This is a genomic window from Bullifex porci (assembly GCF_009695635.1).
Taxonomy (GTDB): Bacteria; Spirochaetota; Spirochaetia; order Sphaerochaetales; family Sphaerochaetaceae; genus Bullifex; species Bullifex porci.
The window spans coordinates 1-26,995 of record NZ_VUNN01000009.1; the positions used below are offsets into that span (position 1 = coordinate 1).

At 36.4% G+C, this 26,995-nt stretch carries 22 protein-coding genes; 7 read left to right on the top strand and 15 right to left on the bottom strand.

Annotated elements, in window-relative coordinates; translation table 11 throughout:
• Positions 1-134: 134 nt before the first annotated feature.
• Positions 135-734 carry a TetR/AcrR family transcriptional regulator gene (locus FYJ80_RS05675; protein WP_154425238.1) on the bottom strand — a complete coding sequence of 200 codons (600 nt, stop codon included), beginning with the start codon at positions 732-734 and terminating at the stop codon, positions 135-137.
• A gap of 126 nt (positions 735-860) precedes the next feature.
• Here FYJ80_RS05675 and FYJ80_RS05680 point away from each other — a divergent pair, with 126 nt between their 5' ends.
• On the top strand, positions 861-1,871 hold the full coding sequence (locus FYJ80_RS05680; protein ID WP_154425239.1) for a hypothetical protein: 1,011 nt from the start codon (positions 861-863) through the stop codon (positions 1,869-1,871).
• 421 nt (positions 1,872-2,292) lie between these two features.
• On the opposite strand, the gene ppdK is transcribed toward FYJ80_RS05680, so the two are convergent.
• The 3 genes from ppdK to FYJ80_RS05695 all read right to left on the bottom strand — a co-directional run bounded on the left by ppdK (position 2,293) and on the right by FYJ80_RS05695 (position 6,690).
• Positions 2,293-5,001 (bottom strand): pyruvate, phosphate dikinase, encoded by a 2,709-nt coding sequence (gene ppdK / locus FYJ80_RS05685; RefSeq protein ID WP_154425240.1) that lies wholly within the window; start codon positions 4,999-5,001, stop codon positions 2,293-2,295.
• A 248-nt stretch (positions 5,002-5,249) separates the two neighbouring features.
• The gene (locus FYJ80_RS05690) at positions 5,250-6,125 is read right to left on the bottom strand and encodes a sigma-70 family RNA polymerase sigma factor (RefSeq protein ID WP_235899595.1); all 876 of its coding nucleotides are present in this window, start codon (positions 6,123-6,125) and stop codon (positions 5,250-5,252) included.
• Between the two features lie 184 nt (positions 6,126-6,309).
• Positions 6,310-6,690, bottom strand: a complete 381-nt coding sequence (locus FYJ80_RS05695; protein ID WP_154425241.1) for a hypothetical protein — start codon at positions 6,688-6,690, stop codon at positions 6,310-6,312.
• 187 nt (positions 6,691-6,877) lie between these two features.
• Between FYJ80_RS05695 and FYJ80_RS05700 the strand changes: the two genes are divergently transcribed.
• The 3 genes from FYJ80_RS05700 (at position 6,878) to FYJ80_RS05710 (ending at position 8,934) form a co-directional block, all read left to right on the top strand.
• On the top strand, positions 6,878-7,141 hold the full coding sequence (locus FYJ80_RS05700) for a co-chaperone GroES (RefSeq protein WP_154425242.1): 264 nt from the start codon (positions 6,878-6,880) through the stop codon (positions 7,139-7,141).
• 144 nt (positions 7,142-7,285) lie between these two features.
• Entirely contained in the window at positions 7,286-8,419 is a 1,134-nt protein-coding gene (locus FYJ80_RS05705; RefSeq protein ID WP_206360983.1) for an RNA-guided endonuclease InsQ/TnpB family protein, read from the top strand.
• A gap of 77 nt (positions 8,420-8,496) precedes the next feature.
• On the top strand, positions 8,497-8,934 hold the full coding sequence (locus tag FYJ80_RS05710) for a GNAT family N-acetyltransferase (protein WP_154425244.1): 438 nt from the start codon (positions 8,497-8,499) through the stop codon (positions 8,932-8,934).
• Here the strand turns inward: FYJ80_RS05710 and FYJ80_RS05715 are convergent.
• From FYJ80_RS05715 to FYJ80_RS05740, 6 genes are read right to left on the bottom strand one after another with little or no spacing between them, the layout of a single operon-like run.
• A complete protein-coding gene (locus FYJ80_RS05715) occupies positions 8,902-10,980 on the bottom strand; it encodes an ATP-dependent DNA helicase (protein WP_206360984.1) in 2,079 nt (692 codons plus the stop codon). The genes FYJ80_RS05710 and FYJ80_RS05715 overlap by 33 nt on opposite strands.
• Entirely contained in the window at positions 10,973-12,334 is a 1,362-nt protein-coding gene (locus tag FYJ80_RS05720; protein ID WP_154425246.1) for a sigma-54-dependent transcriptional regulator, read from the bottom strand. The genes FYJ80_RS05715 and FYJ80_RS05720 overlap by 8 nt, the downstream gene beginning before the upstream one ends.
• Position 12,335: 1 nt before the next feature.
• Complete coding sequence (locus FYJ80_RS05725; RefSeq protein WP_154425247.1) at positions 12,336-13,508, bottom strand: two-component system sensor histidine kinase NtrB; 1,173 nt, start codon at positions 13,506-13,508, stop codon at positions 12,336-12,338.
• A complete protein-coding gene (locus tag FYJ80_RS05730; protein ID WP_154425248.1) occupies positions 13,501-14,625 on the bottom strand; it encodes a hypothetical protein in 1,125 nt (374 codons plus the stop codon). The genes FYJ80_RS05725 and FYJ80_RS05730 overlap by 8 nt, the downstream gene beginning before the upstream one ends.
• Entirely contained in the window at positions 14,622-15,146 is a 525-nt protein-coding gene (locus FYJ80_RS05735) for a CvpA family protein (RefSeq protein WP_154425249.1), read from the bottom strand. Before FYJ80_RS05735 ends, FYJ80_RS05730 begins: the two co-directional genes overlap by 4 nt.
• A gap of 4 nt (positions 15,147-15,150) precedes the next feature.
• Entirely contained in the window at positions 15,151-16,176 is a 1,026-nt protein-coding gene (locus FYJ80_RS05740) for a UDP-N-acetylglucosamine--N-acetylmuramyl-(pentapeptide) pyrophosphoryl-undecaprenol N-acetylglucosamine transferase (protein WP_154425250.1), read from the bottom strand.
• Between the two features lie 127 nt (positions 16,177-16,303).
• On the opposite strand from FYJ80_RS05740, the gene secA reads away from it, so the two are divergent.
• Complete coding sequence (secA, locus tag FYJ80_RS05745) at positions 16,304-19,057, top strand: preprotein translocase subunit SecA (RefSeq protein WP_154425251.1); 2,754 nt, start codon at positions 16,304-16,306, stop codon at positions 19,055-19,057.
• 10 nt (positions 19,058-19,067) lie between these two features.
• Complete coding sequence (locus tag FYJ80_RS05750) at positions 19,068-19,997, top strand: aldose epimerase family protein (protein WP_206360985.1); 930 nt, start codon at positions 19,068-19,070, stop codon at positions 19,995-19,997.
• 30 nt (positions 19,998-20,027) lie between these two features.
• On the opposite strand, the gene FYJ80_RS05755 is transcribed toward FYJ80_RS05750, so the two are convergent.
• Together FYJ80_RS05755 and FYJ80_RS05760 are read right to left on the bottom strand one after the other, a co-directional pair.
• Positions 20,028-21,254, bottom strand: a complete 1,227-nt coding sequence (locus tag FYJ80_RS05755; RefSeq protein WP_154425253.1) for a metallophosphoesterase — start codon at positions 21,252-21,254, stop codon at positions 20,028-20,030.
• A gap of 1 nt (position 21,255) precedes the next feature.
• Positions 21,256-22,320 carry a M23 family metallopeptidase gene (locus FYJ80_RS05760; RefSeq protein ID WP_154425254.1) on the bottom strand — a complete coding sequence of 355 codons (1,065 nt, stop codon included), beginning with the start codon at positions 22,318-22,320 and terminating at the stop codon, positions 21,256-21,258.
• 132 nt (positions 22,321-22,452) lie between these two features.
• Between FYJ80_RS05760 and FYJ80_RS05765 the strand changes: the two genes are divergently transcribed.
• Entirely contained in the window at positions 22,453-24,024 is a 1,572-nt protein-coding gene (locus tag FYJ80_RS05765; RefSeq protein WP_206360986.1) for a peptidoglycan D,D-transpeptidase FtsI family protein, read from the top strand.
• On the opposite strand, the gene FYJ80_RS05770 is transcribed toward FYJ80_RS05765, so the two are convergent.
• Genes FYJ80_RS05770 through hslV form a run of 3 tightly spaced genes read right to left on the bottom strand, consistent with a single transcriptional unit; the run spans position 24,009 to position 26,985 of the window.
• Positions 24,009-25,103 carry a flagellar biosynthesis protein FlhF gene (locus tag FYJ80_RS05770; protein ID WP_154425256.1) on the bottom strand — a complete coding sequence of 365 codons (1,095 nt, stop codon included), beginning with the start codon at positions 25,101-25,103 and terminating at the stop codon, positions 24,009-24,011. The two genes, FYJ80_RS05765 and FYJ80_RS05770, sit on opposite strands and share 16 nt — an antisense overlap.
• 14 nt (positions 25,104-25,117) lie before the next feature.
• Entirely contained in the window at positions 25,118-26,458 is a 1,341-nt protein-coding gene (gene hslU, locus FYJ80_RS05775) for an ATP-dependent protease ATPase subunit HslU (RefSeq protein ID WP_154425257.1), read from the bottom strand.
• Positions 26,458-26,985 (bottom strand): ATP-dependent protease subunit HslV, encoded by a 528-nt coding sequence (hslV, locus tag FYJ80_RS05780; RefSeq protein WP_154425258.1) that lies wholly within the window; start codon positions 26,983-26,985, stop codon positions 26,458-26,460. Before hslV ends, hslU begins: the two co-directional genes overlap by 1 nt.
• Positions 26,986-26,995: the final 10 nt, after the last annotated feature.

Sequence of the window (26,995 nt, forward strand, 5' to 3'; positions counted from 1 at the left end):
AAGCTTAGATTATCAAACACCAGATGAAGTATATAAACAGGGAACTTTCCCTAATATTAATATAGAAGAGGTAGCTTAAATATTCGGATAATTTTTAACTAATTGTCTTGACATGTCTCTTAGCATACTCATAATTAACCTCCATGATTTCTTTTAAATATTAATAATTGATCTTTTAATTCTTGGATTAGCTTAATCTTGTCACTTGTATAATCAGATAGCGATAGATACATAAAAAATGATGAATAATACTCTCTTGCCATTTGCTCTGCATCTGAGCCCTTTAACTTCTTAACATTAATAAGGGATTTAAAAACCTTTGCTGTATATTCAATTGGGCCTGTTAGGAAAATACCCCGATAAAGCTCAATCATGTCAATGTTTCTAAATTGCTCAAGCATTACCATCTTTCTAAAAGCAGAACCAAATTCATCAATTGCATAGAAAGAAAATTGATCAAGAGTAAAGCTTATAAAGTCATCGAGAGATGATACAAAGTATTCCCCTTCCCTCTCTGTTGGCAAATCATTTTTGATTGCTACATCCTTATCATTTTTAACAACCCTTTGAATAATTTCATCAAAAATAGCTTGCTTACTTTCATAATGCCTATATATAGCACCCTTAGTAACTCCTAATTCATTAGCTAAATAACTAATAGAAACTCCATCATATCCATACTTACTAAATAAATTTAAAGCTGTCATAAGAAGCTTTTCTTTTGTTATTTTCATAGTTTTCTCTTTGTAAACGTTCGTTTACATACAAAAGTAAACGATTGTTTATATTTTGTCAAGTAAATGATATACAACGCTTTTGCAACAATCGTTTTTCAATAATTTCTTCTAAAGGAATTAAACATGAAAAAAATTTTATTAATATCGTTAGCAATTTTGTTAGCTTTTATATTCACCTCATGTAGTAATAAGTCACAAGATCCAACTTTAACATCAATTGTATTAGAAAAACCTGTAACTTCTACTATCGAAAATGCAAATGGATATGCTATCTTTGCAGGTAATACTTATTCTGCAAATAAAACATTTGTTACAAGAGGTTATTTATCTAATGGTTCTTATTCAAATGTTAATGCAACAATCAAGGCGAAAAAAAACTTAAATGATGATTCAACTATTACAATTGGCTCAAACTTTAGATTTGAAACAAATGAGATTTATACAGTTTGGGCTGAGTACAACGGACTAAAGAGTAATTCTTATGATATTTGTGCCTATGAAGCTAATTCAATTTGTTATGCAAAATTGACAGATAAACCTATTGAAGTTGGTAAGACATTGAATGATATTAAAAGTATCATTTTTGATGTTAAATATTTCGACGACAGTGGTTCAATAATAACATTACCTGATGCAAGTGGTAGAGATGAAATAATGGTAATGCTTTACAATAGCAAAACGAATACAGAAATAATGCTTAACAATAATACTAATAAAACCACAAAAGGATATGATTTATTATATGCTTATACTGATTCAACTACTCCATTTGTAATAGTTAAGGAAATAGATATATACGATCCTTCTACTGATTTTAACTCAATTGCTATTTTTAATAATACATATTCTACAGTAACTGGCTTGAGTAATTTGAAATATGCTAAACGATATAATGGAACTACAATTCTTGATAATACTAAAAAACAAGCTAGATTTAGTCCTTTTTCATCAGGAACAATTCTTGATGCTAATCATTACATTATAATTAGTGATGGTACCACTGAAAAATCTTATAATCCTGGAGATGATGTAAATTATACTTTTGAAAAAAATGTTAATTATTCAATTACATTGAAAGTTAAAAATGGCGATAAGTATTTCTCTACGACTAGAAATATTACATTTTATAAGTAACTAAACGGGGATGAAAAATCATCCCCATTTTTATGTTTCCATAAATTTAAATATCATAATTACCTTTATATAAATACTAACCATCAATATATTGTAAATCACTCATTTCCACAAAAGGAAGGTTAGAAATCAAATAGCATTTAAGTAAAGGTTAAAAAAGAAAGCAATTACTGTTGCATTAATAATTAATTTACTTTAACTTAGGTTGCTTTTAAATATTCTTATTACCATATCTTTATTCATTATTGTTTATATTTACAATTTAAAATTGTATGATTTTAAATATTTTTTTAATTAATTCTCCTTTATTAGTAGTGGTGTTACTTAGCAGTGCAACACTATCTTTAAAGGACTTTTTTACTTTACAAAAAAATTCCCGGGTACATAGCGTATCCGGGATAAAGAGTATTTAAATTAATTCTCAAGCTTTCTTCTTTGAAATTGCTGCCTGAGCTGCTGCTAAGCGAGCAATAGGAACACGGAAAGGAGAACATGAAACATAGTTAAGACCAACTTCCTGACAGAATGCAATAGTCTTTGGATCACCACCATGCTCACCACAAATACCAAGCTTGATATCAGGTCTAACAGATCTACCAAGACCAGCAGCCATCTTAACAAGCTTGCCTACACCATCGAAATCGATAGTTGCAAATGGGTCATATTCATAGAACTGCTTGTCAGGGTCATTTACATAGTGACCTAAGAATGATGCAGCATCATCACGTGAGAAACCACAAGTCATCTGAGTAAGGTCATTAGTACCGAAGCTGAAGAACTCAGCTGTCTTTGCAATCTCATCAGCTGTAATTGCAGCACGTGGAACTTCAATCATTGTACCAATCTTATATGCAACCTTTAAGCCCTGTTCATCAAATACCTTATTAATAACTTCAATAGCTTTATCACGGCAGAAGTTAAACTCTTTATAAATTCCTACGAGTGGAATCATGATTTCTGGCTTAACATCATAGCCCTCTCTCTTAGCCTGGATAGCAGCTTCGATAATAGCTCTAACCTGCATTGCAAGAATTTCTGGATAGATAACTGCTAAGCGGCAGCCTCTGAAACCAAGCATTGGGTTAAACTCATGGAGCTTAGAAATCTTTTGAGCAATTTCTTCAACTGAAATACCAAGCTGTAAAGCAGTCTCGTGACGAGTTGTGCTGTCATTTGGAAGGAACTCATGTAGAGGTGGGTCCAAGAGACGGATAGTAACAGGAAGACCATTAAGCTCCTTAAAGATATTGTAGAAGTCACCTCTCTGCATTGGGAGAAGCTCTGAAAGAGCCTGCTCTCTAGCACCAATGTTATCAGCAAGAATCATCTTTCTCATTGAAAGGATTCTGTTTCCACCGAAGAACATGTGCTCTGTTCTACAAAGACCAATACCCTCAGCACCGAGAAGAACTGCGTGATGAGCATCCTTAGGAGTATCAGCATTAGTTCTAACACCCATAGTCTTAATCTCATTTACGTAGCTCATGAACTTCTTATAGTTCTGGAATAAGAGTGATTCACTCTCTCTCATTGTTCCATCGAGTACCTGCATGATTTCACTTGGCTTAACAGGAATCTTCTGTGTATAAACAGCACCTGTGAAACCATCAATTGCCATGTAGTCACCCTCAGAAAGCATTACACCATTTACAGTTAATGTCTTCTTGATTTCATCAACATGGATTTCGCCACAACCAGATACACAAGGACAACCCATACCACGTGCAACTACTGCTGCGTGAGATGTCATACCACCACGACAGGTTACAACACCACGTGATACAGCCATACCACCGATATCTTCAGGAGATGTTTCTTCTCTTACTAGGATTACATCCTTACCTTCTGCAGCAGCCTCTTCAGCAGCCTTTGCTGTGAAGTAAATCTGTCCGCAAGCACCACCTGGAGAAGCATTAAGACCTGTAGTAGCTACCTTACAGTTAAGATCTCTAATAATCTTATTATCGAGAATAGGAGCAAAGAGCTTATTAAATTCTTGAGCAGGAACTCTCTCTACAGCTGTTTCCTTGCTAATTAAGCCCTCTTCAACCATCTCAACCTGGCTTCTGAGCCATGAGAAGATTGTTCTCTTACCATTTCTAGTCTGGAGCATGTAGAGCTTACCTTCCTGAATAGTAAATTCAAGGTCCTGCATATCATGGTAGTGCTTCTCAAGAGTTTCACGAATTTCACAAAGCTGAGCATAAACCTCTGGGTTTACATTCTTAAGTGTATCGATAGTTTGAGGAGTTCTAATACCTGCTACTACGTCTTCACCCTGAGCGTTCATCAAGTATTCACCGAAGAACTTATTCTCACCTGAAGATGGGTCACGTGTGAAAGCAACACCTGTACCAGAGGTTTCACCCATGTTACCAAATACCATACACTGAACGTTAACAGCAGTACCTAAGAGACCTCTAATATCGTTCATTAAGCGGTACTTAATAGCTCTTTCATTATTCCAAGAATTAAATACAGCATCGATTGTCTTAAAGAGCTGATACTCTGGATCAACAGGGAACTCTTCACCTGTAAACTTCTTATAAACAATCTTATATCTCTTAATTACTTCCTTTAAGTTCTCAACATCTAGCTCAGTATCGAATTTCTTACCATTTTCATCCTTAACAGATTGTAAAACTCTTTCAAATTCTGCATGAGGAACACCCATTACTACATCGCCAAACATCTGAATAAAGCGGCGATAGCTATCCCAAGCAAATCGTTCATTACCAGTCTTTTTAATAAGTGCCTGGAGTGAATCAGGATTAAGACCTAGGTTAAGTACTGTATCCATCATACCTGGCATAGACTGAGCTGCACCTGAACGAACAGATACTAGGAGAGGATTTTCTTTGTCACCAAGCTTTGCTCCCATAAGCTTCTCTAGCTTATGAAGATTAGCAATAACCTCATCTCTTAAGCCCTCTGGGTAACCGCCTTTATGTTGATCAAAATAAGCACATGCTTCTGTCGTGATAGTAAAGCCAGGAGGAACAGGAAGTCCAATACTTGTCATATCTGCAAGATTTGCACCCTTTCCACCAAGAAGAGCTTTCATGTCTGCTGACCCTTCGGTCATACCTTTTCCGAAGAAATACACATACTTCTTACTTTCTTTTTCCATTGCAATTTCCTTCTTTGTTTTTGAATAAATAGCACAATAATTGTACCAAAAAATAATTACTTGTCAATTAATTATTCTATTTCTATATAAAAAATAAATGAAACTCTGTTTCGATATTAACACTTTATTTTATAAAAAAATTATCGATAAAAAATTAGCTTTTTAGATTAATGTAATACCAATAAGATAATTAAGTAGAAAACAAAAATAAAAAACCTCCAAGATTTTTCATCCTGAAGGCTTTTAATTTATGCAATTTTATAGCTTTCAATAAGCTTATATCTATTTGGCATTCTCATCTTCTCAATTGCTCTCTTCTCGATTTGACGAATTCTTTCCTTAGTTAAACCATATTGGTCACCAATTTCCTTAAGAGACATTGGCTTAACATCGTAAAGACCAAAGCGCATTATGATAATCTCTCTTTCCTTATCTGTGAGAGTTGAAAGAAGACTTTCAATATCATTCTTTAATGACTTGTTGATAACCTCTTCCTCTGGACCAAGTTTTTCATCCTCGATGAAATCACCAACCTTAGAGTCACTAAGCTCACCCTTAGATGCAACAGGTGCGTCAAAGGATACCATCTCTCTTGAAACAGCAAGTAAGTCCTTTACTAAGTCTGCCTCAAGCCCGCTAGCATCAGCAATTTCCTCAACAGAAACATCTGTTGAACCAGAATCATGGATAAGTGCTTTTTGAATCTTCTGAATCTGGAATAGCTCATTTGCTCTATTAAGAGGAAGTCTAACAGCTCTACTCTTCTCACAAACAGCCTTCATAATAGATTGTCTAATCCACCAAACAGCATATGAAATAAAGTGATAGCCCTTATCTGGCTCAAACTTATCAATAGCTGTCAAAAGACCAATATTACCTTCATTAATTAAATCCTCAAGAGGTAAACCTTGACCTTGATATTTCTTTGCAACAGTTACAACAAAGCGAAGATTTGAATTAATTAGCTTCTCCCTAGCCTTTTTATCACCTTGCTGTGCTTTCAGAGCTAATTCATATTCTTCTTCATGTGAAATCATTGGAATCTTATTAATTTGTTTTAGATATATTGATAATACATCCTTATCATCATCCATGTAGTATTCTGAATTTAACATTTTTGCCATAGTCTAGCTCCTTACGTCTATATACTAAGCAAAAAACGTGCCAACATTAATATTATTATATTTAATTATTTATATTATAATAAGTTAACTAATATAATATTTTATGAAGTTTATATGAAGCAAGTATCAAATTGACACAAAATTATTTTTACAAATAAAAAATGGGTCTTTTTGACCCGTTTAGTTAAAATGAGCTACATTTTGAGTCTTTTTGACTCGGAAAACAAATTTCAAAATTATTACAAATGTTCTTAAAGCCATCGGCAGTAATATTAAATATACTATCCTCTACATCTGAAATAAGATTTAAATAGGTTTCTTTAATTAAATCAGAAACCATATCACCCTCAGGTAAAGACATAATAAGCTGTTTTTTACATTGAAGGTATCTAAAGAATTGGTGAGCAAAAAAATTTAAGAAGGAAACATCCTGTAGATTTTCAGCACAGCGAATAAAAAAGGTTCTAGCATAAAGCTTTGCTGCTTCGCGCTTTGATCCCTCCTTGGCCTTCTCTGATGCCATATCATAGTAATGTAAACTCATCTCTAAAAGCTCTTTTTTCATACTATTTATTTGCCCTATTGAATTCAAATATAGTTTGTTTTTTTCTCAAGGCAAGAGGAAAAATATAAAATTTTGTAACAGTGTGAAAAATAATTACACATTCTGTTTTCTACTTGCCGATTTATCGTCTCTTGGATATATTAGACTCTGTGTTAAAAAAGCAAAATAACATCTAAGGAGATATAAAATGAAGATTATTCCATTGAATGACAGAGTTCTCGTAAAGAGCACAGTTACAGAAGAAAAGACAGCTAGCGGACTTTTCATTCCTCAGACAAGCCAGGAAAAGACTCAGATCGCAGTTGTTGAAGCAGTTGGTGATGATGAATCAATCAAGGTAAAGGTTGGTGATAAGGTTCTTCACGATAAATATGCAGGAACAACAGTAAAGGTTGATGGAGATGATTACCTCATTCTCTCAATGGGTGATATTCTTGCAATTGTTGAGTAAGATAATAAAATTTTAAGCTATGTGCCTGACTTAATTTTCAGGCACATTTTTTTACAAATTAACCGCCGAGAAAGCCCACGCGCCTTGGCCATGGGATGAAAGGCGGTAATGCGTAATACCACAAAAATGTGCTATAATGATGTCATGCGGACACTGACAGTAAAACTGTATGGCAGCGATGACTTCGGATACCTTAGTGATATGATAAATATCGCCGGGATCATATACAACACGGCACTGACAATCATACAGGACCACTACGATGCGACAGGGAAGCTTTTGGATAAATACGAACTCCAGAAACAGCTCCGTGGTCTTCGCAACGCGGATGAAAACCGCCACTGGCGATATGTGGGAAGTCAGGCGGTACAGGAGATAACCGACAGGATATACAGGGCGTACCGGCTGTTTTTCACTAACAGGGAGAAGGGAGTCAAATGTTCGCCACCGCGTCGTCGCAAGGTCAAAAAGTACAAAAGCGTCACCTACAAACAGGCGGGATACAGATTCCTTACTGGCGGACGTATCAGCATAAACGGACACATCTATAGATACTGGGACTCCTATGACGGACTCCTGGAACGGATCAAAATCAAGACCGTAACGGTAAAGCGCAACATACTCGGAGAGTTTTTCGTCTACGTCACCACCGACAGCCCCGTCACCATGCGTGAAACCAGGGACGAGCGCGGTGAGGTCGGCATGGACTTCGGACTCAAGATGTTCCTTTCGCTGTCGGACGGCAGTGTGATTAGGTCCCCGGAGTTTTTCAGACAAGGAGTGGCAGGTATCCGCAAGGCTAGCCGTGCCCTGAGCCGTAAGGTGATGGGAAGTAACGGATACGACCGTGCACTGAAGGCACTGTACCGCAGGCATCAGGACATTGCGAACAGACGCAGGGACTGGTTCTGGAAGCTAAGCCATGAACTCTGTTCAAGGTACGGCGTCATAGCCATAGAAGACCTTAATATCAAGGGTATGGCGAGGATGTGGGGACGCAAGGTCCACGACTATGCGTTTTCGGAGTTTGTGGAAATACTTGAGTGGTGTGCCCGAAAGTACGGGACCAGGGTCATTAGGATTGGACGGTACTACCCGTCGTCCCAAACCTGCTCCGTCTGCGGACATGTGTGGCCGAGCACCAAAGACCTCAGTGTCCGTGAGTGGACCTGCCCGGAATGCGGGGTGCATCACGACAGGGACGTGAATGCCGCGGTGAACATTCTCGCTGAGGCAAAGCGTATCATGAATCGAATGGAACAGGCGAAGAACGCCTAGACTATAAGGCGAGGCCGGACGGGTCTCGCGGGCCAGAGATGGTGTAAGACATCCTTCGGGACGCAGCCGTCGTTACCATGGCCAGATTCCCATGGGCTTGCCCGTGGGAGTACGTCAAACAGATAAATGAAATAAAAAATCTATTTAATGAGGTTTTTATAGAGGCTATAGGGCCAAATGCTGCAATAATAGAAAAAGAAATAGAGGGCGAAAAAATCTATGCATATTACAACCCAAATTTAGCTGGCTTTGCAACAATTTGGGAAGGTGATGAAATATTTCTACACTTCCTTTTTATCAAAAAAAGTGAAAGAAGGAAGAGAATTGGAACAGCTCTAATAAAAGCTTTGTTAGAATATTATAAAAAACCTATTAAGCTTAAATGCTTAATTAAAAATAAAAATGCATTAGCCTTTTATAAAAAGCTAGGAGCTAAGGAATGTAGCTTTGGTGAATCTATAGATGGACCATATGTTCTTTTATCAATAGAGAAAATCCTCGATCCTACGCTCTAATGACTCATCGATAAAATCCTCAGGACAGTTACATGCTGGTAGCTGAGATAATATATAATCACGATTTCTATTAATTCTACCATCTAGAATAAAAGCAACACCCTTATCATCCTTACTTCTAATTAATCGACCTAAGCCCTGCTTAAGCTTCATTATCATACTTGGAACACTTAAGAGCATATAAGAGCTCTGACCTTCACTATCTATCTTTTCACATCTAGATTTAAATAAAGGCTCATTAACCTGTGGATATGGAAGCTTTGTTAATATTAAAAGTCTTAAGGAATCACCTGGGATATCAACGCCCTCCCAGAAGGATTGAGTTGCAAATAAGACACTATCCTTATCCTCTCTAAATCTATTTAGAAGCTGAGATCGGCTTAATTCTCCATTTTGAATTAATATATTCATTCCATCTAATTCAGATAGAGCCCTTGAGCTAACGTAAGATAGCATCTTATAGGAGGTAAAGAGAACTAAAGCTCCACCGCCACTAGCCTTTATAGCTGTTACAATCTTATTTGTAGCATGCTCAAAATACTCTTCCTCTTGATCATTTTTATATATTACCTTTCCATTATCGATTAGCAGTAATAGATTTCTTCTATAATCGAATGGAGACTCATAGCACCCTGATAATATCTCTCTATCATCAAGCCCTACCTGATGGCGGAAGAAATCAAACTCTCTATCAACCTTTAAGGTAGCTGATAAGCAAATTACAGTTCCAAGCTTATCAAAAATAGATTCTCTTAAAATATCATTTACCTCTAATGGTGATATTCTTAAGCCAACCTCTTCTCTATTTCTAGTTTTTTCTCTTACAAGGTAATATACCTTATCCTTAAATTCCTTAACATTTAAAAACTCAAGTATAAAGCTTGAAAAGCCCTCGAAGGTACAAATAGAGGAAGTAATCCCCTGCTGGATATAAGCATCCTCATCGGAAAAGGCACTCTTAGAAATAATATAATTTAAGGTTGCAGAAATTAAGTCTAAGCTGTGCTTTATTGCTATTAATGAATCCTGATATTTTTTTAAAAATAGAGCGTAGTTTCCTCTATCAACTCTTTGCTCTGAGCCATTTAACGATAAAACTAGAGTTGAATTAAAGTGGTTGAAAAGCTTCTCACAGCTTTCAAGCTCCTTTATAACCTCAATAGCCTTCTCCTCTGTTCCCTTACTATGACCAGCTGCTAAGGTAATTAAATTATTAGCATTAGCACCATGCTTAACGCCAACTAGCTTTCTAAACTCCCAAAGAAAGGAGCTATAGGATAAGACCTTAGTAAATAGAGAGGTCGCGTTCTTATCCATATTGTGACACTCATCTATGATAAGTCTATTGTATGGAGGAAGAAGAGCTTTCTCAGAATAATCCTCATCATTTTCATCTCTTTTTTTAGCATCTAAAAAGAGTAGATGGTGGTTAGTTATGATAATACCTGCACCATCTGCCTTTCTTCTACTCTTATAAAAAAAGCATTTATTGTAGTATGGACATTTTGAGCCTAAGCATAGCTCGTAATCAGAGGCAATATCACTCTTTAAAACACCCTTTGGAAGGCTTTCAAGCTCATCTAATACACCCTCCTCAGTGCTTCTTACCCATGATAAAAGCTTACTCTCACTAGACTCTATATCATTTAAGAAAATTGATGCTGATACACTATTATCATAATATCTTCTAAGGCAGAGATAGTTTGCTCTACCCATTACTAGCGCATATGGGATATCTAAAGAAAGAGCATTAGCTAGAGTTGGTAAATCCTTATCAACTAGCTGCTTTTGAAGAGTAATAGTGCTAGTAGCAACTACTGTTTTTTCACCTGTTTCTTTATAGTGAAGAATTGCAGGCACTAAATATCCAAAGCTCTTTCCTATACCGGTACCAGCCTCTATGACCTCCGCCATATTCTTCTCATACCCCTCAAGGACAAGCTTAGACATTTCAATTTGGTCACCTCGCTCCTCATAGGAGGTAAAATAATTTGATAGCGCTCCTCCTGCACCTAAGATATCATCAATTTTAAGAGGATCAATCATCGGCCTTTCCATATTCCTCTAGCTTTCTATGAAGAGTCTTTCTTCCAATCTTAAGCATCTCACTTGCTTTAGTTTTATTTCCACCGCAATAATCGAGAGTACTCATTATAAATAGCTTTTCAGCTTCATCTAGAGAAAGCCCAACCTTAATACTTAGCTCACTCTCATTTTCATGGTTTACAACCTGCTCTGGAAGATCCTCGACATCAATAAGCTTACCCCTAGAAAGTACTACTGCAGACTCTATAGAGTTTCTTAGCTGCCTAATATTTCCTGGCCAAGAGTAGGAGCAAAGTAGCTTTCTTGCTTGAGGTGTAAAGCCCTCAATATTCTTTGAGTTTTCGCTATTAAATTCATTAAGAAATGAGTTTAATAGTAGCGGGATATCCTCCTTTCTCTCTCTTAGTGGAGGAACCTCAATATGGACAACATTTAAGCGGTAATATAAATCCTCTCTGAAGTTACCCTTCTTAACCTCCTCCTCAAGATTTCTATTTGTAGCTGCAACAACTCTTACATCTGTGTGGATAGTCTGTGTTCCACCTACTCTTTCAAACTCTCTCTCCTGAAGGACTCTTAATATCTTTACTTGAGTATTAGCATCGATTTCACCAATTTCATCTAAAAATATAGTTCCCCCATTAGCTAACTCAAAGCGTCCCTTCTTCTGGCTAACAGCACCTGTGAAGCTTCCCTTTTCATGACCAAAGAGCTCTGACTCTAATAGATTTGCAGAGAGAGATGCACAATGGACCTTAATAAAAGGACCATCCTTTCTATCTGATAAGCTATGAAGAGCATCAGCAACTAGCTCCTTACCAACACCAGATTCTCCAGTTATTAGTACAGTCGCCTTAGTCGGAGCAACCTGCTCAATAGTACTCATCATCTTAGTAAGCTTTTCGCTTTTTCCTATGATAGTCTTAGAAAGCTTAGCCTTTTGCTTTAAGGTTGTAATTTCTTGAGTAAGCTTAATGTTTTGCTCAATTATCTTACTATTATTTAAAGCCTTCTTAGCTGTGAGCATTATATGATCTAGGTCAACAGGCTTAGTAAAGAAGTCTATCGCACCATCCTGCATAGCCTTTACAGCATCCTCTATAGAGCCATGACCAGTAAGAACTATGATAGGAAGTGTTGGAAAGGTAGAAGCAGCTCTCTTTAAAAGCTCATAGCCAGACATTACAGGCATTCTTAAATCTGTAATAACTAAGTCAACACTCTTTTTATTAATTATATTCCAAGCAACCTCACCATTTTCAGCTTCTAAGGTATCATAGCCCTCATCCTCAAAGGCAAGTGCTAACCCTGAACGAATATTCTTTTCGTCATCAACAATTAATACACAAGCCATATTAAGCCTCCTCTATATGGTCTAGCTGCATACGCTCTGTAGTTGGAACAGGTAGACGGATATTAAAGGTAGTACCAACTCCAACCTTACTCTCAACAGAGATATCACCATTATGCTCCTTAACGATCTTATATACATTTGTTAAGCCAAGACCAGTTCCAGTCTCCTTAGTTGTGAAGTATGGCTCAAATATCTTTGCTAAATTTTCTTCAGCAATACCACAGCCAGTATCTTCAACAGAAAAGAGCACATAGTCCCCATCATTCTTTACAGTAAGAGTTAAGGTTCCTCCATTACTCATTGCATGAATTGCATTTTGAATAATATTTAATAGAGCCTGGTTAATATGGTTTTTATCCATCATTAGCTTTGGAAGGTACTTTTCTACATTCCAAATTAGCTTAATTCCATGGCTTTCTATCTCAGGAGAGATAAAGTCACATAGTCCACTTAAAATTTCATCTACACTAATTAGCTTTAAATCTATATTTACAGGTCTAACAGCAAATAAGAAATCAACAGCGATACGATTTAATCTCTCTATCTCTTCCTCAATGACATCAAGATATCTAGAAGCATCCTCCTCATTAAGTACACCCTTCTTTTGGAATGCCTTATGCATAAGCTGGATATGAATCTGCATTGCTGCTAATGGGTTCTTTATCTCATGAGCAATTCCTGCAGCCATAGTAGTCATACTAGCTAGTGACTCACTTCTTCTTAATCTTGCCTCTCTACGCTTTTCCTCTGTGATATCGCGAACATTGATATCAAGATAATCCCCCTCCTCTGTTTCAACAATACGGTGGGTAATTAGCATAGTTCTAACCTCACTACCAAGCTGGAAATTAAATTCCTTTTCCTCTCTTACATTTTTCTCACTTAGAGTAACAAGGTAATCAAGGACCTCCTTATCAACAACTAGGTCCTTAATATGCTTACCCTCTGCATTCTTTCTTAAATATCTTCTATCTGTAGGAAGAAGTGTGCAGAAGGAGGTGTTAACATATCTAATAATTTTATTTTTAAGTAGAAGATGCCCAATAGGACTTTCCTCTAAAATAGCATCTAGCATATCGGCTTCAGCAATTTGAAGACGTACTAATTTCTCTACTTCCTTTTTAGGAAATTGCTCGAGTCTATCAATGGCTCTCTTTAATAATTTGTTACTCAAATCTTAGACTCCTTTCTACTCTATCAATCATAATTTTTTTATTTTGATTATACACAGATGAATCAATATTCATTGTCGTTAAGCTTTTTAGCACCTTCATAGCTCTTGTATCGTGAGAGTATAGTGCTTTTTCCTGAACCTTTTCATACAAAGCTCTCATAAAAAGAGAATATGTATCAAACTCTTCTAAAAAGCTATTTAGCTCATTTAAATCCTCATAGTATTGATGCTCTCTTCTTACAAAAGATTTTTCAAAGAAGGAATCTACATAGCTCTTTAATTTATCGCTATCAAAGCCAGCTTGAGTATAGAAGAACTCCTCTAATGAAAGGGATGACTTTTTAAAGAAGCTATCAAGGATAAAGCCTTGGGTCAGAGCTGAATCAATTGCATTAAACTCATACTTTCTAACTCTAGAGAGGATAGTATCTAATATTCTCGATTGATCCTTACTTATTAATATTAGATAAGCCTTATCCATAGGCTCCTCTAATAGCTTTAATAGGCTATTCATAGCACCTACAGTTACATCCTCAATATTTTCTAAAATAACAGCCTTACCACGCTTACTTTCAAGCTGAAGAAAAGCCTGCACATCTCTAATTTGATCTATAGTAAACCCTGATTTCTTCTTTGATGAATTTAAAAGTGCATTTAAAGCTTTATCATAATCTGAAATAAATTTATCAATTTCACTTTGAGACATATCACTTTTATATGAGTAAAGTAAATCAGATAAATCTCCAGCTAATTTAAATGTATCCTTATCACCACTTTGAGAGAGTGCACTATGGTAGGATAGTAGTAATAGCCTTGTTTCATGCAAAAGCATATTCCAGGTTTTCTGGTTTCTAGCTGCTGCAAAAGCATTTCTTAACGCTTTAAGCCTTAAGCTATGATTTCTATTAGAAAGAATTATTAAATCATTTACATCGAGTGCCTGGTAGTGCTCCTCCTCTCCTAAAAGATTTAAAGCAAGCTCTATAGCTCCACTCATTCTTGAAGAAAAGGATGGTCCTAGGAACATAATTGACTGAGGAACTACGTTCTTTTCTAATTCCTCATTAAGTCTTTCAGCTATATGTGGTTGTGTACGCTTTAATCTTTCTAAACTCATAAGCTCAATACACTCTCAAGTGTTGAGATAGTCTCAGGGAGTAATGGTTCAATTACTCTTGTGATAAATATTGATGATGAAAAGATATTTGAAAAATCAAATACTGTTTGTAGTGTAAGCACATACATTATTACAGACAAGAAGAAGATTGAAGAAAATAGGCCCCAAAAGAATCCTAAAATATTGTTAATGGCTCCTAAATGGAAGCTATCAACAATAGTTTCTACAGCATTTCCTAATAATCTAATTATTAAATATCCAATTAATACTAAGATAACAAAGGATAATAAGCTTGAAACCCATAGTGGAAGAGAATATGTAATTACTTCATTTAATTTTACAGCAAGAGTAGAAGTAAACATTATTCCTGTAAAAAAGCCAGCAATTAAACCGCCAACATGACTAAATTCAGAGACAAAGCCTCTAATACAGTTTACTACTGCACTTATCATTACAATTAGAAAGATAACCATATCTACTATTCCAATAGTATGAGATCCAATATTTATAGCAAAATCCATAATTCTACTCCTTTCTTAAGATGACCTTACATATTTCCATTGAGCCATCTCTATCATCTAGCCTCTTAGCAGCCTCTTCTAGCTTAGCTAAAAGCTCATCATTTGTGATAATACTGCATATATCCTTTAAGAAAGCTTCTTTATCCTTCATTACTATAGCACAAGCGTTACTTTCTGCCCACTTTGAATTCTCAATTTGGTCCCCCCTACTTGCATTTAACGAAAGAGGGATTAGGTACATAGGTATGTGGACACTAATTAGCTCAGAGAGTGCATTTGCTCCAGAGCGTGATATAACTAAAGTTGCTCTTGCTAAAACATCCTTAAATTCACTACCGATAAACTCTGTTTGATAGTACCCTTCTCTTTTAATAGTTTTATCTAAAAACCTTCCCGCTTGATGATAAACATCTGCATACTCTAAAAGCTTATCGAGGTTTTTATATATTAACTCATTAATTTCAACAGCGCCCTGAGAGCCACCTAATACTAGTATTAGCTTTCTTTCTCCTTTAACGCGCTTAAGATTTTTTATATCACGTCTTATAGGATTACCTGTATATACATATTTAGGTGGTTTTAAATTCTCATTTTTAAAGCCTAAACAGACACACTCACAAAATCTTGAATTAATTTTGTTTGCAAGTCCCATTGATCTATCTGATTCATGAGTAATACATCTAATTTTTAATAGATGTGCCGCGATAACAGGAGGAACAGATACAAAGCCGCCTTTAGAAAATAATACATCTGGTCTTTCTTTTCTTAAAATTCTATAGGATTGAAAAAAGCCAATAATAATTAAAAAGCAATCAACGAAGTTTTTTAAGGAGAAATATCTTCTTAGCTTTCCTGTTTTTACACTATAGTATTTTATTCCTCTATTAGTAACTAGAGCCTTTTCATTCTCCTTTTCGCTACCTATATAGAAGAAATTTATATTGGGATCTATTTCCTTTAAGGTATCCATCACACTTAAGCACGGTATTACGTGTCCAAGTGTGCCTCCTCCTGTAAGAGCTATCTTCATAAGAATGAGTGTATTTCCTATCACATAGAGAGTCAATAAGAAACAGTTGTTTCTTTTTGACACGATTTAATCACCTTTTAATCATTCATTCTTTTCTTTTGTCTCATCCTTTTGTATTATATGGACTATGGCAAATAAATTTCTCGCTGCCTTATTTGGTGGCACAAAGCAAGATAAAGATATTAAAAGGCTAAAGCCTATTGTAGAAAAAGTTAATTCCTTATCCACTTGGGCTGAGGGACTTTCTCATGAAGATATATTAAACCAGACTCAAGAATGGAAAGAAGAGATACAAAGCGGTCAAAAGAAGCTAGATGATATTCTTCCTTGGGCCTTCGCTGTTGCTCGTGAAGCTTCAGCTAGAGTACTTGGTGAAAGACACTATGATGTACAAATAATGGGTGCAATTGTACTTCATGAGGGGTCAATCCTTGAGCTTAAAACAGGTGAAGGTAAGACATTAACCTGTGTACCTGCAGCATATTTAAATGCTCTTTCAGGTGAAGGCGTTCATATTGTTACTGTAAATGATTACCTAGCACAGCGTGATGCTACCTGGATGGGTCCGATTTATGAGTATCTTGGCTTATCTGTTGGAGTTATTTTATCAACACAGGATAACCAAAGAAAGAAGGAAGCCTATAGTAAGGATATTACATACGGAACTAATAATGAATTTGGCTTTGACTATCTAAGAGATAATATGAAGTGGAGAATGGAGGATAAAATCCAGCCTAAGCACCACTTCTGTATCGTCGATGAAATAGACTCTATTTTAATTGATGAGGCTAGAACCCCTCTTATCATCTCAGGTCAAGCTGAGGATGACTCAAAATCAGTAAGAACTGCTGATTCTATTGTTCAATTCTTAAAGGAATGTGAAAAGGATCCTGCAACTGGAGAGTACTATGAGCTTTCAAAGTTTGAAATGCTCGATAAGGATGCAGTAGCTGCCTTTGATGAAAAGGGTGACTATAGAATCGATGAAAAGAGTAAAAATATTACCTTTACTAAGCAGGGTATTACACACCTAGAAAATATTTTAAAGAGCCAAGGTCTACTTATTACTAGCAAGGATGAAAATGGAGAGGATACTACAAGTATTTATGATGATGGAAACTTCGAGTATATCCACTATGTAACTGAGGCTGTAATAGCTCATAAGATGTTTGAAAAGGATGTCGATTACGTCGTTAAGGATGGAGAGGTCCAAATCGTAGATCAATTTACAGGAAGAATATTACCTGGTAGAAGATATAACAATGGCTTACACCAAGCAATTGAAGCTAAGGAAGGTGTCAAGATTCAAGCACAGAGTAAGACCTTTGCAACTATTACCTTCCAAAACTTCTTTAGAATGTATGATAAGCTCTCAGGTATGACAGGTACTGCTGATACTGAAGCAACAGAGTTTAAGCAAATTTATGATCTCGATGTAGTTGTAGTTCCTACTAATAAGCCAGTAAAAAGAGTTGATCTTCCAGATTTAATTTATTTCGATGAAAAGCAAAAGTTTAATGCAATTGTTGAAGAAGTAAAGAAGATACATTTAACAGGACAGCCAGTTTTAATTGGTACTGTATCAATTGAGAAATCAGAGGTACTCTCTGCCCTATTTAGAAGAGCTGGTATTAAGCATGAGGTATTAAATGCTAAAAACCATGCACGTGAAGCCTTTATCATTGGTGAGGCTGGTGCTAAGGGCGCTGTAACTATTTCAACTAACATGGCTGGTCGTGGTACCGATATTAAGCTTGGTGGTTCTCTTGAGCATCTAGCACTTAAGAAGGTTGGAACAGAGGCATCCTCAGAGGAGCTAAAGCAGGCTATGGAGGATCTACGTCCTGAATGGTTAAAGGCTAATGAGGAGGTAAAAGCCTTAGGAGGCTTATACATCATTGGCTCAGAGCGCCATGAATCAAGAAGAATTGATAACCAGCTCAGAGGACGTTCAGGCCGTCAAGGGGACCCAGGTACTTCACGCTTCTTTGTTTCACTCGATGACTCTCTAATGAGACTCTTTGCTTCCGATAGCGTTAAAAATGTTGTAGGAAAGCTTGGACTTAAGGATGGTGAGCCTCTTGAAAACAAGATGCTTACTAATGCAATTGAGAAGGCACAGCTAAGAGTTGAGGAGAGAAACTTTGAAATAAGAAAGCGTCTCCTTGATTATGATAATGTTCTCAATGAGCAGAGAAATTATATCTATGAGCAGCGTGATGAAATCCTAAAGGATGAGGATTTATCTAAGAGAGTATTAGATAATATCTCAGACCTAGTTAATAGCCTTTATGAAGAAAACAAAAAGGATATTAATAGCTTTAGAGATAGTCTTTTAAGAGAGTTTACTACTGACTTTAGCCTCTCAGAGGAGGAGCTAAATAGTAGCGATGTATTAAATATTATTAATCAAAGAGCTGAAAGGATTATCCAGGATAAGGAAAACCTTATTTCTAAGGAGCAATTTAATATCTTCTTAAGGTCCCTATATCTTAGAAATATCGATAAGCGCTGGATCGACCATCTTGATGCACTTGAGGATATTAAGGATGCAGCATCACTTCGTAGCTATGCTCAGAAGAACCCTCTAGTTGAGTATAAAAATGAAGCTGGAGATGCTTATGATAGAATGCTTAATGATATTACAGAGAATATCTGTAGAATGGCAATTGCTGTAAAGTTTACTCTTAGAACACCAACAAGAACTCAGAGTGCTGGTCCTCAGATAACTCTTGGTCCAAAGAGAAGAGAGAGTCATATCACAGCACAGGCTCAGCAGAATAATACTATTATTAGAACAACTGCAAAGGTTGGTAGAAATGATCCATGCCCTTGTGGAAGTGGTAAAAAATATAAAAACTGCTGCGGAAGAAATATTTAAGGATAAAGCTATGGAGAAAGTTGAAACCTATTTAATTCAAGCTGGAAGCTATAAAGCTGAAATCATAAATTATGGTGCTATGATTAAATCATTCTATATCGATGATATAGATGTAGTACTTGGCCTACAGGATTATGACACCTTTGCAAGTGAAAGAGGCTTTTTATCTCAAGTAGTTGGTCCATTTGCTAATAGAATTAGTAATGCACAATTTGAGATGGATGGAATTATTTATAAGCTTGAAAATAATAGAGGCTCATATAATATCCACTCAGGCTCTCGAACCTTTGGTAAGCAGTTTTGGTCAGCTGTAGAAAAGACAGATAGCTCTGTAACACTATTCTTACACTCTCCTGAAAGTGCGGGCTTCCCAGGTGATATCGATACAACACTCAAGTATTCAATAACACAAGAGGGAGAGTTAAAACTTCATTACACAATGACATCAACAAAGAAGACACCTGTTAATATCACTAATCATGTGTATTTTACACTTGGAAAGAAGGACTCACGAGAAATTAATATTACTCTTCCAGCTGATAGTTATGTTGCAACAGATGAAGAAGGAATTCCAACAGAGATAACAAGTGTTGAAAATACTGAATTTGATTTAAGAAAGCCTGTTAGAGTTGGCTCATTAAGAAATGGCTACTTTGATCACTGCTTTGTATTAAATAAGGATGCAATAATTAAAGCAGAAACAGATGCTTTAGTTTTAACATGTACAACAGACCTTCCAGGTGTTCAATTCTATACTGCAGGTGGTATGAATAAAAAGGAAAAGGCTAAGGATGGCTCAAGTCTTGTTCCATTCTCAGGCTTTGCTTTAGAGAGTGAGTACTTCCCGAACTTCCCTAACCGTCCAGATTTTAAAGGTAAATATTTAATGCCTGGAGAAATCTATGAGACAGAAACTGTTTATCAGCTAAATAGAAAGTAGCAAATTGGGGTGGATAACACCCCTATTTATTTAAAATATTAAACGAGTATTATCCTCTTTATTCTCATTCACGATAGAATATAAATAAGAGTAAAACGAGACATTAGAAAGCTTTTCTTCCCATAGCTTCCACCCTGCATCATTTTTATTTGCTTTCACATGACCAGCAAAATACTCTCTATTAAGTTTAGCAGCATAATTAAGAGCTAATTGCACTTCACTACTACTTAAGCCCTTTATACTTTCAACCTTACCCTTTAGCTTGTTAATAGTTGTGTTATCAAAGAAGGACTCAGAATATGATGAAAAATTAAGAAGCTCTGAAGAATTAATATTATTGCTCTTAGCCCAAGCAGAAACATCAACACTTTTAGTTTCATAGCTAATTAGCTTATTATCCTTTATCTTAATAATCCCATATTGATTAGGACTAACAACTAGTGATGATGCTGCAATATCAACAAAGCTATCTTCCTTAGTAATATGCTGTAGGTGAAGATGCCCTGAAAGATTTAGTTTTACCCCATACTTTTTTAAAAGTGGTAGCACTTCATTTGAATTAGAAACCTGATAGCCAAAAGTAAAGCGTTTATTATGAATAGTTAATGGCTGATGTGTTGAGCTTATTACTAAAGCACCCTCTTTCTTTGCTTTCTTTAGATTTTCTTCAAGCCAAACTAACGACTCATCTTTTACTCTATAAAAAGTAGCGTTTGCATTAACATCTAGCATTAAAATCCAAAGCTTATCAGAAAGCTTATAAAAATAACTTAAGGAATGGTTATCAAGAATAGTATTAGAGTACCCAAAATCCTTATATAGCTTTAGAAAATCAGAAGAGGTAATAGAGTCTATTTCATAGGTTTCATTATCTTTGAAAACATATGCGGATCCATCACAATCATGGTTACCTGGGATAACTAATACTGGGATATTTGCTTTAACTAACGGCTTTAACGTTTTTATTAAATCCTCATGGCTTTCTAATGCACCATTTAAAGTTAAATCACCACTTAAAATAATAGCATCGGGTTTTAGCTTAAGCATATCGTAGACAAAAGCACTGGTAAGCTCTGGTGTTAAATGAGTTACCTTTCCATCTGCATTTTGTATTACCTTCATAAAATGCTCATCTACTTCTGCTATTCGATGTGATAGAAAGTGGATATCACTTGCATGAACAATTGTATAATCCTTTGCGACTAAAAAGCTTAAGATCGTGCAAAGGAATATTAGAGTAAAAATAAATCTTTTCAACTTAAATAAAAATCTCTGGATTTAAAGTAATACCACTTTGCTCAAGTAGGAAGTATAGTGTTGATGGAATTAGTGATGATAATCCAACAGATGCAATAATATCACCCTGCTCTACTTCATTTCCAACCTTTACTTCAACTCTTTCCAGGTAAGCATATGTAGTTTTATATCCCTCATCGTGGCTTATTACTACGAATCTTCCAAACTCATCATTTACACCAGCATCAACAACGGCACCCTTTCCTGCTGCCATAACTGGAGAACCTGCAGAGGCTGAAATATAAATTCCCTTTACATTTTTACCATCTACTGTTTGGCCAAAGGAAGCTGTAATAGAGCCCTTTAATGGAGACTTAAAGCTAATTGATGATGCTGAAACAGCACCAACTGTTTGAATAGGATCAGGGATAAATAGCTCTTGTCCAACCTTAATATTTTCACTCTTTAGGCCATTTAGCTCCTGAAGCTCCTTCCAAGTCATATCGAGCTCAAAGCGTCTTACAATCTTTGATAGCATATCACCATCTTTTACAGTGTAGTAAACACCATCACGATCTGGAATCATGAGCTTTACACCAGGTGTAATTGCAGCAATATTTTTAATTCTATTAACACTTATTAGTGTTTCTGGCTTTAAGGAATAAAGCTCTGCAATAGATACTAGGCTCTCTCCATCCTGTACAATGTGCTCTTTAAATGTAAGCTTATTACTAGGTGAAATATCATTTTTAATTGCAGAGGAAAGCTCTCTAGCAACTACAGGAGCAACTGTGCTCTCTTCCTTCACACTCTGAACTGGGGCTTCAGTCTTTACTTCGACTACTTCCTTTGTCTCCGGCTCAACAACCTTTACAGGCTCCTTAACTTCAACACTAATTGGTTCATGAGAGGTTGTAATAGCTTCCACCTTCTCTTCCTGAGGAGGAGCAAACAAAAGATATAATACAACAGCAACTAGACATATTAATACGCAGAATGCTGCTATAAGACCCACCTTAGAGGAGCTAGAGCCTCTTCTCATCCGTGGATCTGGACTTACCATATCATCATAACTATCTCTCGCCATTTATTTTTTTGACAAACCTCTCTATTAAGAATAATATACTTCTTGATGAGTTCCAATAGCAAAAAACTTCCTTTTTTCTTACTTATCATCACAATAGTTCTATTTGTGATTCTTTTTTTGCATATAGCCTATATGGTGATAACAAATATAAAAATTGTCAAATATGACGATCCAGTAGTCTCTTCAAATGTTGTAAGAGGCGAAATAACCGATAGAAATGGAAAGCTATTAGCTATACAAACTAGTAAGTACAATCTATATTTTCGCTTAACTGAAATAAGTGATTTAAACTCTGCAGCCCTCTTTATCTCTCCATATTTAAATATGAGCCAAAACGATATATTAAAGCGAGCAGCCCTATACAATAGAATTGCTTTAATAAAGAGAGGGCTTAGCTTAAGTGAAGCCCAGGAGATAGAAGAGGTACTTAAGCAATCAGAATATAAAAATTCAATTTATCTTGAGCGCTACGATGGTAGGACCTATCCATCAACGTTCCATGCTTGCCAAACTATTGGCTTTGTAAATAGCTCTAATGTTGGCTTAGAGGGTATAGAGCTATCCTGTGATGATATTCTACTTCCATATCCAAAGCTTGGAAGCGACACAACCTATGGAAATGATATCTCTTTAACTCTTGATTTAGATATGCAATATCTTTTAGATGTTCAGGTTCAGGAAATTAGTGAAACTCATAAGCCTGACTACATCATGGCAATGATAATGGGAGCTAAGGATGGAGAAATTTATGCAGCCTCCTCCTATCCTTGGTATGACTTAGCATATGCATCAGCAAGCAGTGACTCAGAAAGGATGAATAGAAATGTTTCCTACACCTATGAGCCAGGAAGTGTATTTAAGATATTTACACTTGCTTGGTGTATAGAGCAGGGAGTTGATATAGATACTCCATTTTTTTGTGATGGAGAAGAAACCTTTACTGTAAATAATAAAAGCTTCACAATTAGCTGCCACGAAGCACATGGAGAGGTCGATGGAAAAGCTATGATCTCAAAGAGCTGTAATGGTGCAATAGCATATTGGGTAATGCAAACAGATCCTGAGGCCTTTAGAGAGTATTTAACTAAGCTTGGCTTTTCTAAAAAAATAGATATTGAAATACCTGGTGTTACTAGTGGATATCTCTCACCTGTTTCAGCATGGTCAAATAGAACTCAAGCTACTATCGCATTTGGTCAAGAAATAAGTGTAAATGCTCTTCAAATTGCAAGAGCTGCAACAGCATTAACTAATGATGGAAAGCTTATAGCCCCTTCTATTATAAAAAGAATTAAGGAACATGATGGCACTGTAATTAGTACAAATAGCTTTACAGAGGAAAGAGTATTACAAAGTGCAACCTGTGAAAAAATCCTTAGCTATATGGAGGAGGCTGTAAAGAGTGGAACTGCTCAAAAAGCAGGTGTTGAGGGTGTAAGGGTTGCAGCTAAAACCGGTACAGCTGAGATTATAAATGAGGTCACAAAAAGCTATGAAGATGGCTCATCACTTGCCTCCACTATTGCATTTGTCCCAGCAGATGCCCCTAAATATATTATTTATTTTGCTGTATCTGCTCCTAAGGGAGATAGCATATGGGGTGCTAATGTAGCAGCCCCATCTATTTCAGCTATAATCCAAGGCCTTGTAAACCAAGGTAAGGTTAGAAGCTCATCTCAAGAATTAGTTCAGTTAAGTAATTGAGCCGCTAAACGCTTTACGTCTATTCCAAAGCCCTTTAGATATTCAAGTACTACAGTTGTAGAAGCCTTCTTAAGGTCCTGTGGTACCTTTTGTCCACAGGTAGCAAAGCTAATTGGCTTACCACTTTCATAAGCAAAGGTTAAGAAGGAGCCAATAGACTCTGTTTCATCTAGCTTAGTAACAATTAATGAAGAGATATTAAAGGCATTGTAGCTCTTATATTGCTTCATCATATCACCACTCTTTAAATTTGCTGCGAGTGTTAAAATAAATGAAGTTTCATTTGATCTAAATAGTGATAATAGTCCCTTGAGCTTAAGGTTTAACGCACCATCCTCAGGACTAATACCCATAGTATCGACAAGGACTAATTCATAGCCTCTTAGCTTCTCCTGAGCTAGGATAACCTCATCCTCATCCTTTACAAGCAGTACAGGGATATCAAATGCATCCCCGAAGGCCTTAACCTGCTCATAGGCACCAACTCTGTAGCTGTCGAGAGTGATAATAGCCACACTCTTTCCTACATTCTTATATAGTGAGCCTATCTTAGCTAGAGTTGTTGTCTTTCCAGAGCCTGTTGGTCCCAAAAATACCATATACCTTTTTGGGTGGGCCTGTGAAAGATGGTCAATAGAGACATTAGAAATTATCCTATCTGAAAGCTCTAGTGGGATATCTGATACACTGAAATCAAAGTCGAGTAAAACCTTATCTCTAAAAGGTCCCTTAATATCATTCTCATCTAAGAGTGCATCAACTACTCTACTTTTTTCACCTTCATTCTTTCTAAGATTAGTTTCCAGCTTCTCCTCAAGTGTTAGGGAACTTGGATCAGGAGTACGAGCTTCCTTCTCAAATTCCTTTAAATCCTCTTTTGTGACATTTTGTGAATTAGCTACTGCCTTTTCTGGTGCAAGATAACAAACAATTTCACATTTGTTTCTTTTTTTAGCAAATAATCCACCCCCGACAGTGTAATCTCTGCGGGAATGGATGCGTACTCTTTCACCATATTTAGCTTTAGCTTCACTAACACAACTCTCATAAGAGTCAGAGGTTATAGTGATATATTCCATTATCTTCTCCAATATTAGAGAATATAGCGAGAAAGATCCTGACTTTGAGCTATATCCTTTAATCTCTCATCAACATAATTAGGAGTAATAGTTACTGTCTGTCCAACAATTTGGTCGGCAGAGAAGCTAACCTCCTCAAGAAGCTTTTCCATGATAGTATGAAGTCTTCTAGCTCCAATATTCTCATTAGTTTGGTTTACCTCATGAGCAAGCTCAGCAATTCTCTTTAAGCCACCTTCAGTAAATTCGAGGTTTACACCCTCTGTTCCAATTAATGCCTTATATTGCTTTGTAATTGCATTGTTAGGCTCTGTGAGGATTCTATAAAAATCATCTGCAGAGAGATCACTTAGCTCTACTCTAATTGGGAATCTTCCCTGTAGCTCAGGGATAAGATCTGATGGCTTAGAGAGTGAGAAGGCACCAGCTGCGATAAATAGAATATTTGTAGTATCGATAGCACCCCACTTAGTTGAAACCTTAGTTCCTTCAACAATTGGAAGGATATCTCTCTGAACACCCTCACGAGATACCTCACCACGGCCACCACCGTCACCACCCTTTTGAGCAATCTTATCGATCTCATCGATAAAGATAATACCCATTTCCTGGCATCTTACCTTTGCTTCATCGATAGCTCTTTCTGGGTCTACTGCCTTATCTAGCTCCTCTTCTCTAATTATCTCACGAGCTCTTTTAATTGTTACCTTTCTAGTCTTTGGCTTTTGGAAAAGTGAAGAGAGTGAGCTCATAGCATCCTGGATATCATCGGTCATATTACCATTACCCATAACACCAATTTCGACACGAGTAGAAGGATTTACCTTCATCTCAACCTCTTTATCATCAAAGGCACCACTTAAGAGAAGAGTCTTAAACTTATCTCTAGTTTGTGTGATACTCTCCTCCATTGCATTATCCTGTGTTGATACAGTAGGAAGAAGAAGATCGACTAAGCGGTTATTAACACGATCTGTTACTTCATCCTCCTTACTCTTTGCCATCTCATCACGAACCATTTGAATTGAGGTTGCCATAAGATCTCTAACCATTGACTCTACATCACGACCAACGTAACCAACCTCTGTATATTTGGTTGCTTCAATCTTGATAAAAGGTGCATTAGCAAGCTTTGCAATTCTTCTTGCGATCTCTGTCTTACCAACACCAGTTGGACCAATCATCATGATGTTCTTTGGTGAAACCTCTTCTCTAATTGAATCAGGAAGCATCTTACGTCTAGAGCGATTTCTAATTGCAATTGCAATCATCTTCTTCGCTTCATCCTGACCAATAATATATTTATCAAGCTCCTTCACTATTTCGCGAGGAAACATCTCATCTAGCTTTTTCATTAAATGACCTCTGTAATAATATTAGAATTTGTATATATGCAAATGTTTGAAGCAATCTTAACACTTCTCTTCGCAATTTCTTCAGCAGATAAATCTGCCTTACTATCTAAGTAAGCTTCAGCAGCAGAACGAGCAAAGTCTCCACCTGAACCAATTGCCAATGTGTCACCCTCTGGCTCTAGTACATCACCAACTCCAGAAATTAAAAACATCTTAACTCCATCTGAAGCAATCATCATAGCTTCAAGGTTTCTTAGCTGCTTATCCATTCTCCACTGCTTAGCAAGCTCTACAGCAGCTCTAGTTAAATCACCAGAGTATGTCTTTAGCTTAGCTTCAAAAAGCTCAAACAATGTAAAAGCATCTGCTGTTGATCCAGCAAACCCTATGATAACCTTTGAATCATAAAGTCTTCTGACCTTTCTAGCATTACCCTTAACTACTGTATTTCCCTGTGTTACTTGTCCATCTCCTGCGATAGCTATGTGTCCATCCTTTCTGACACAGCAGATTGTTGTTCCCTGCATTTGCTTTTCT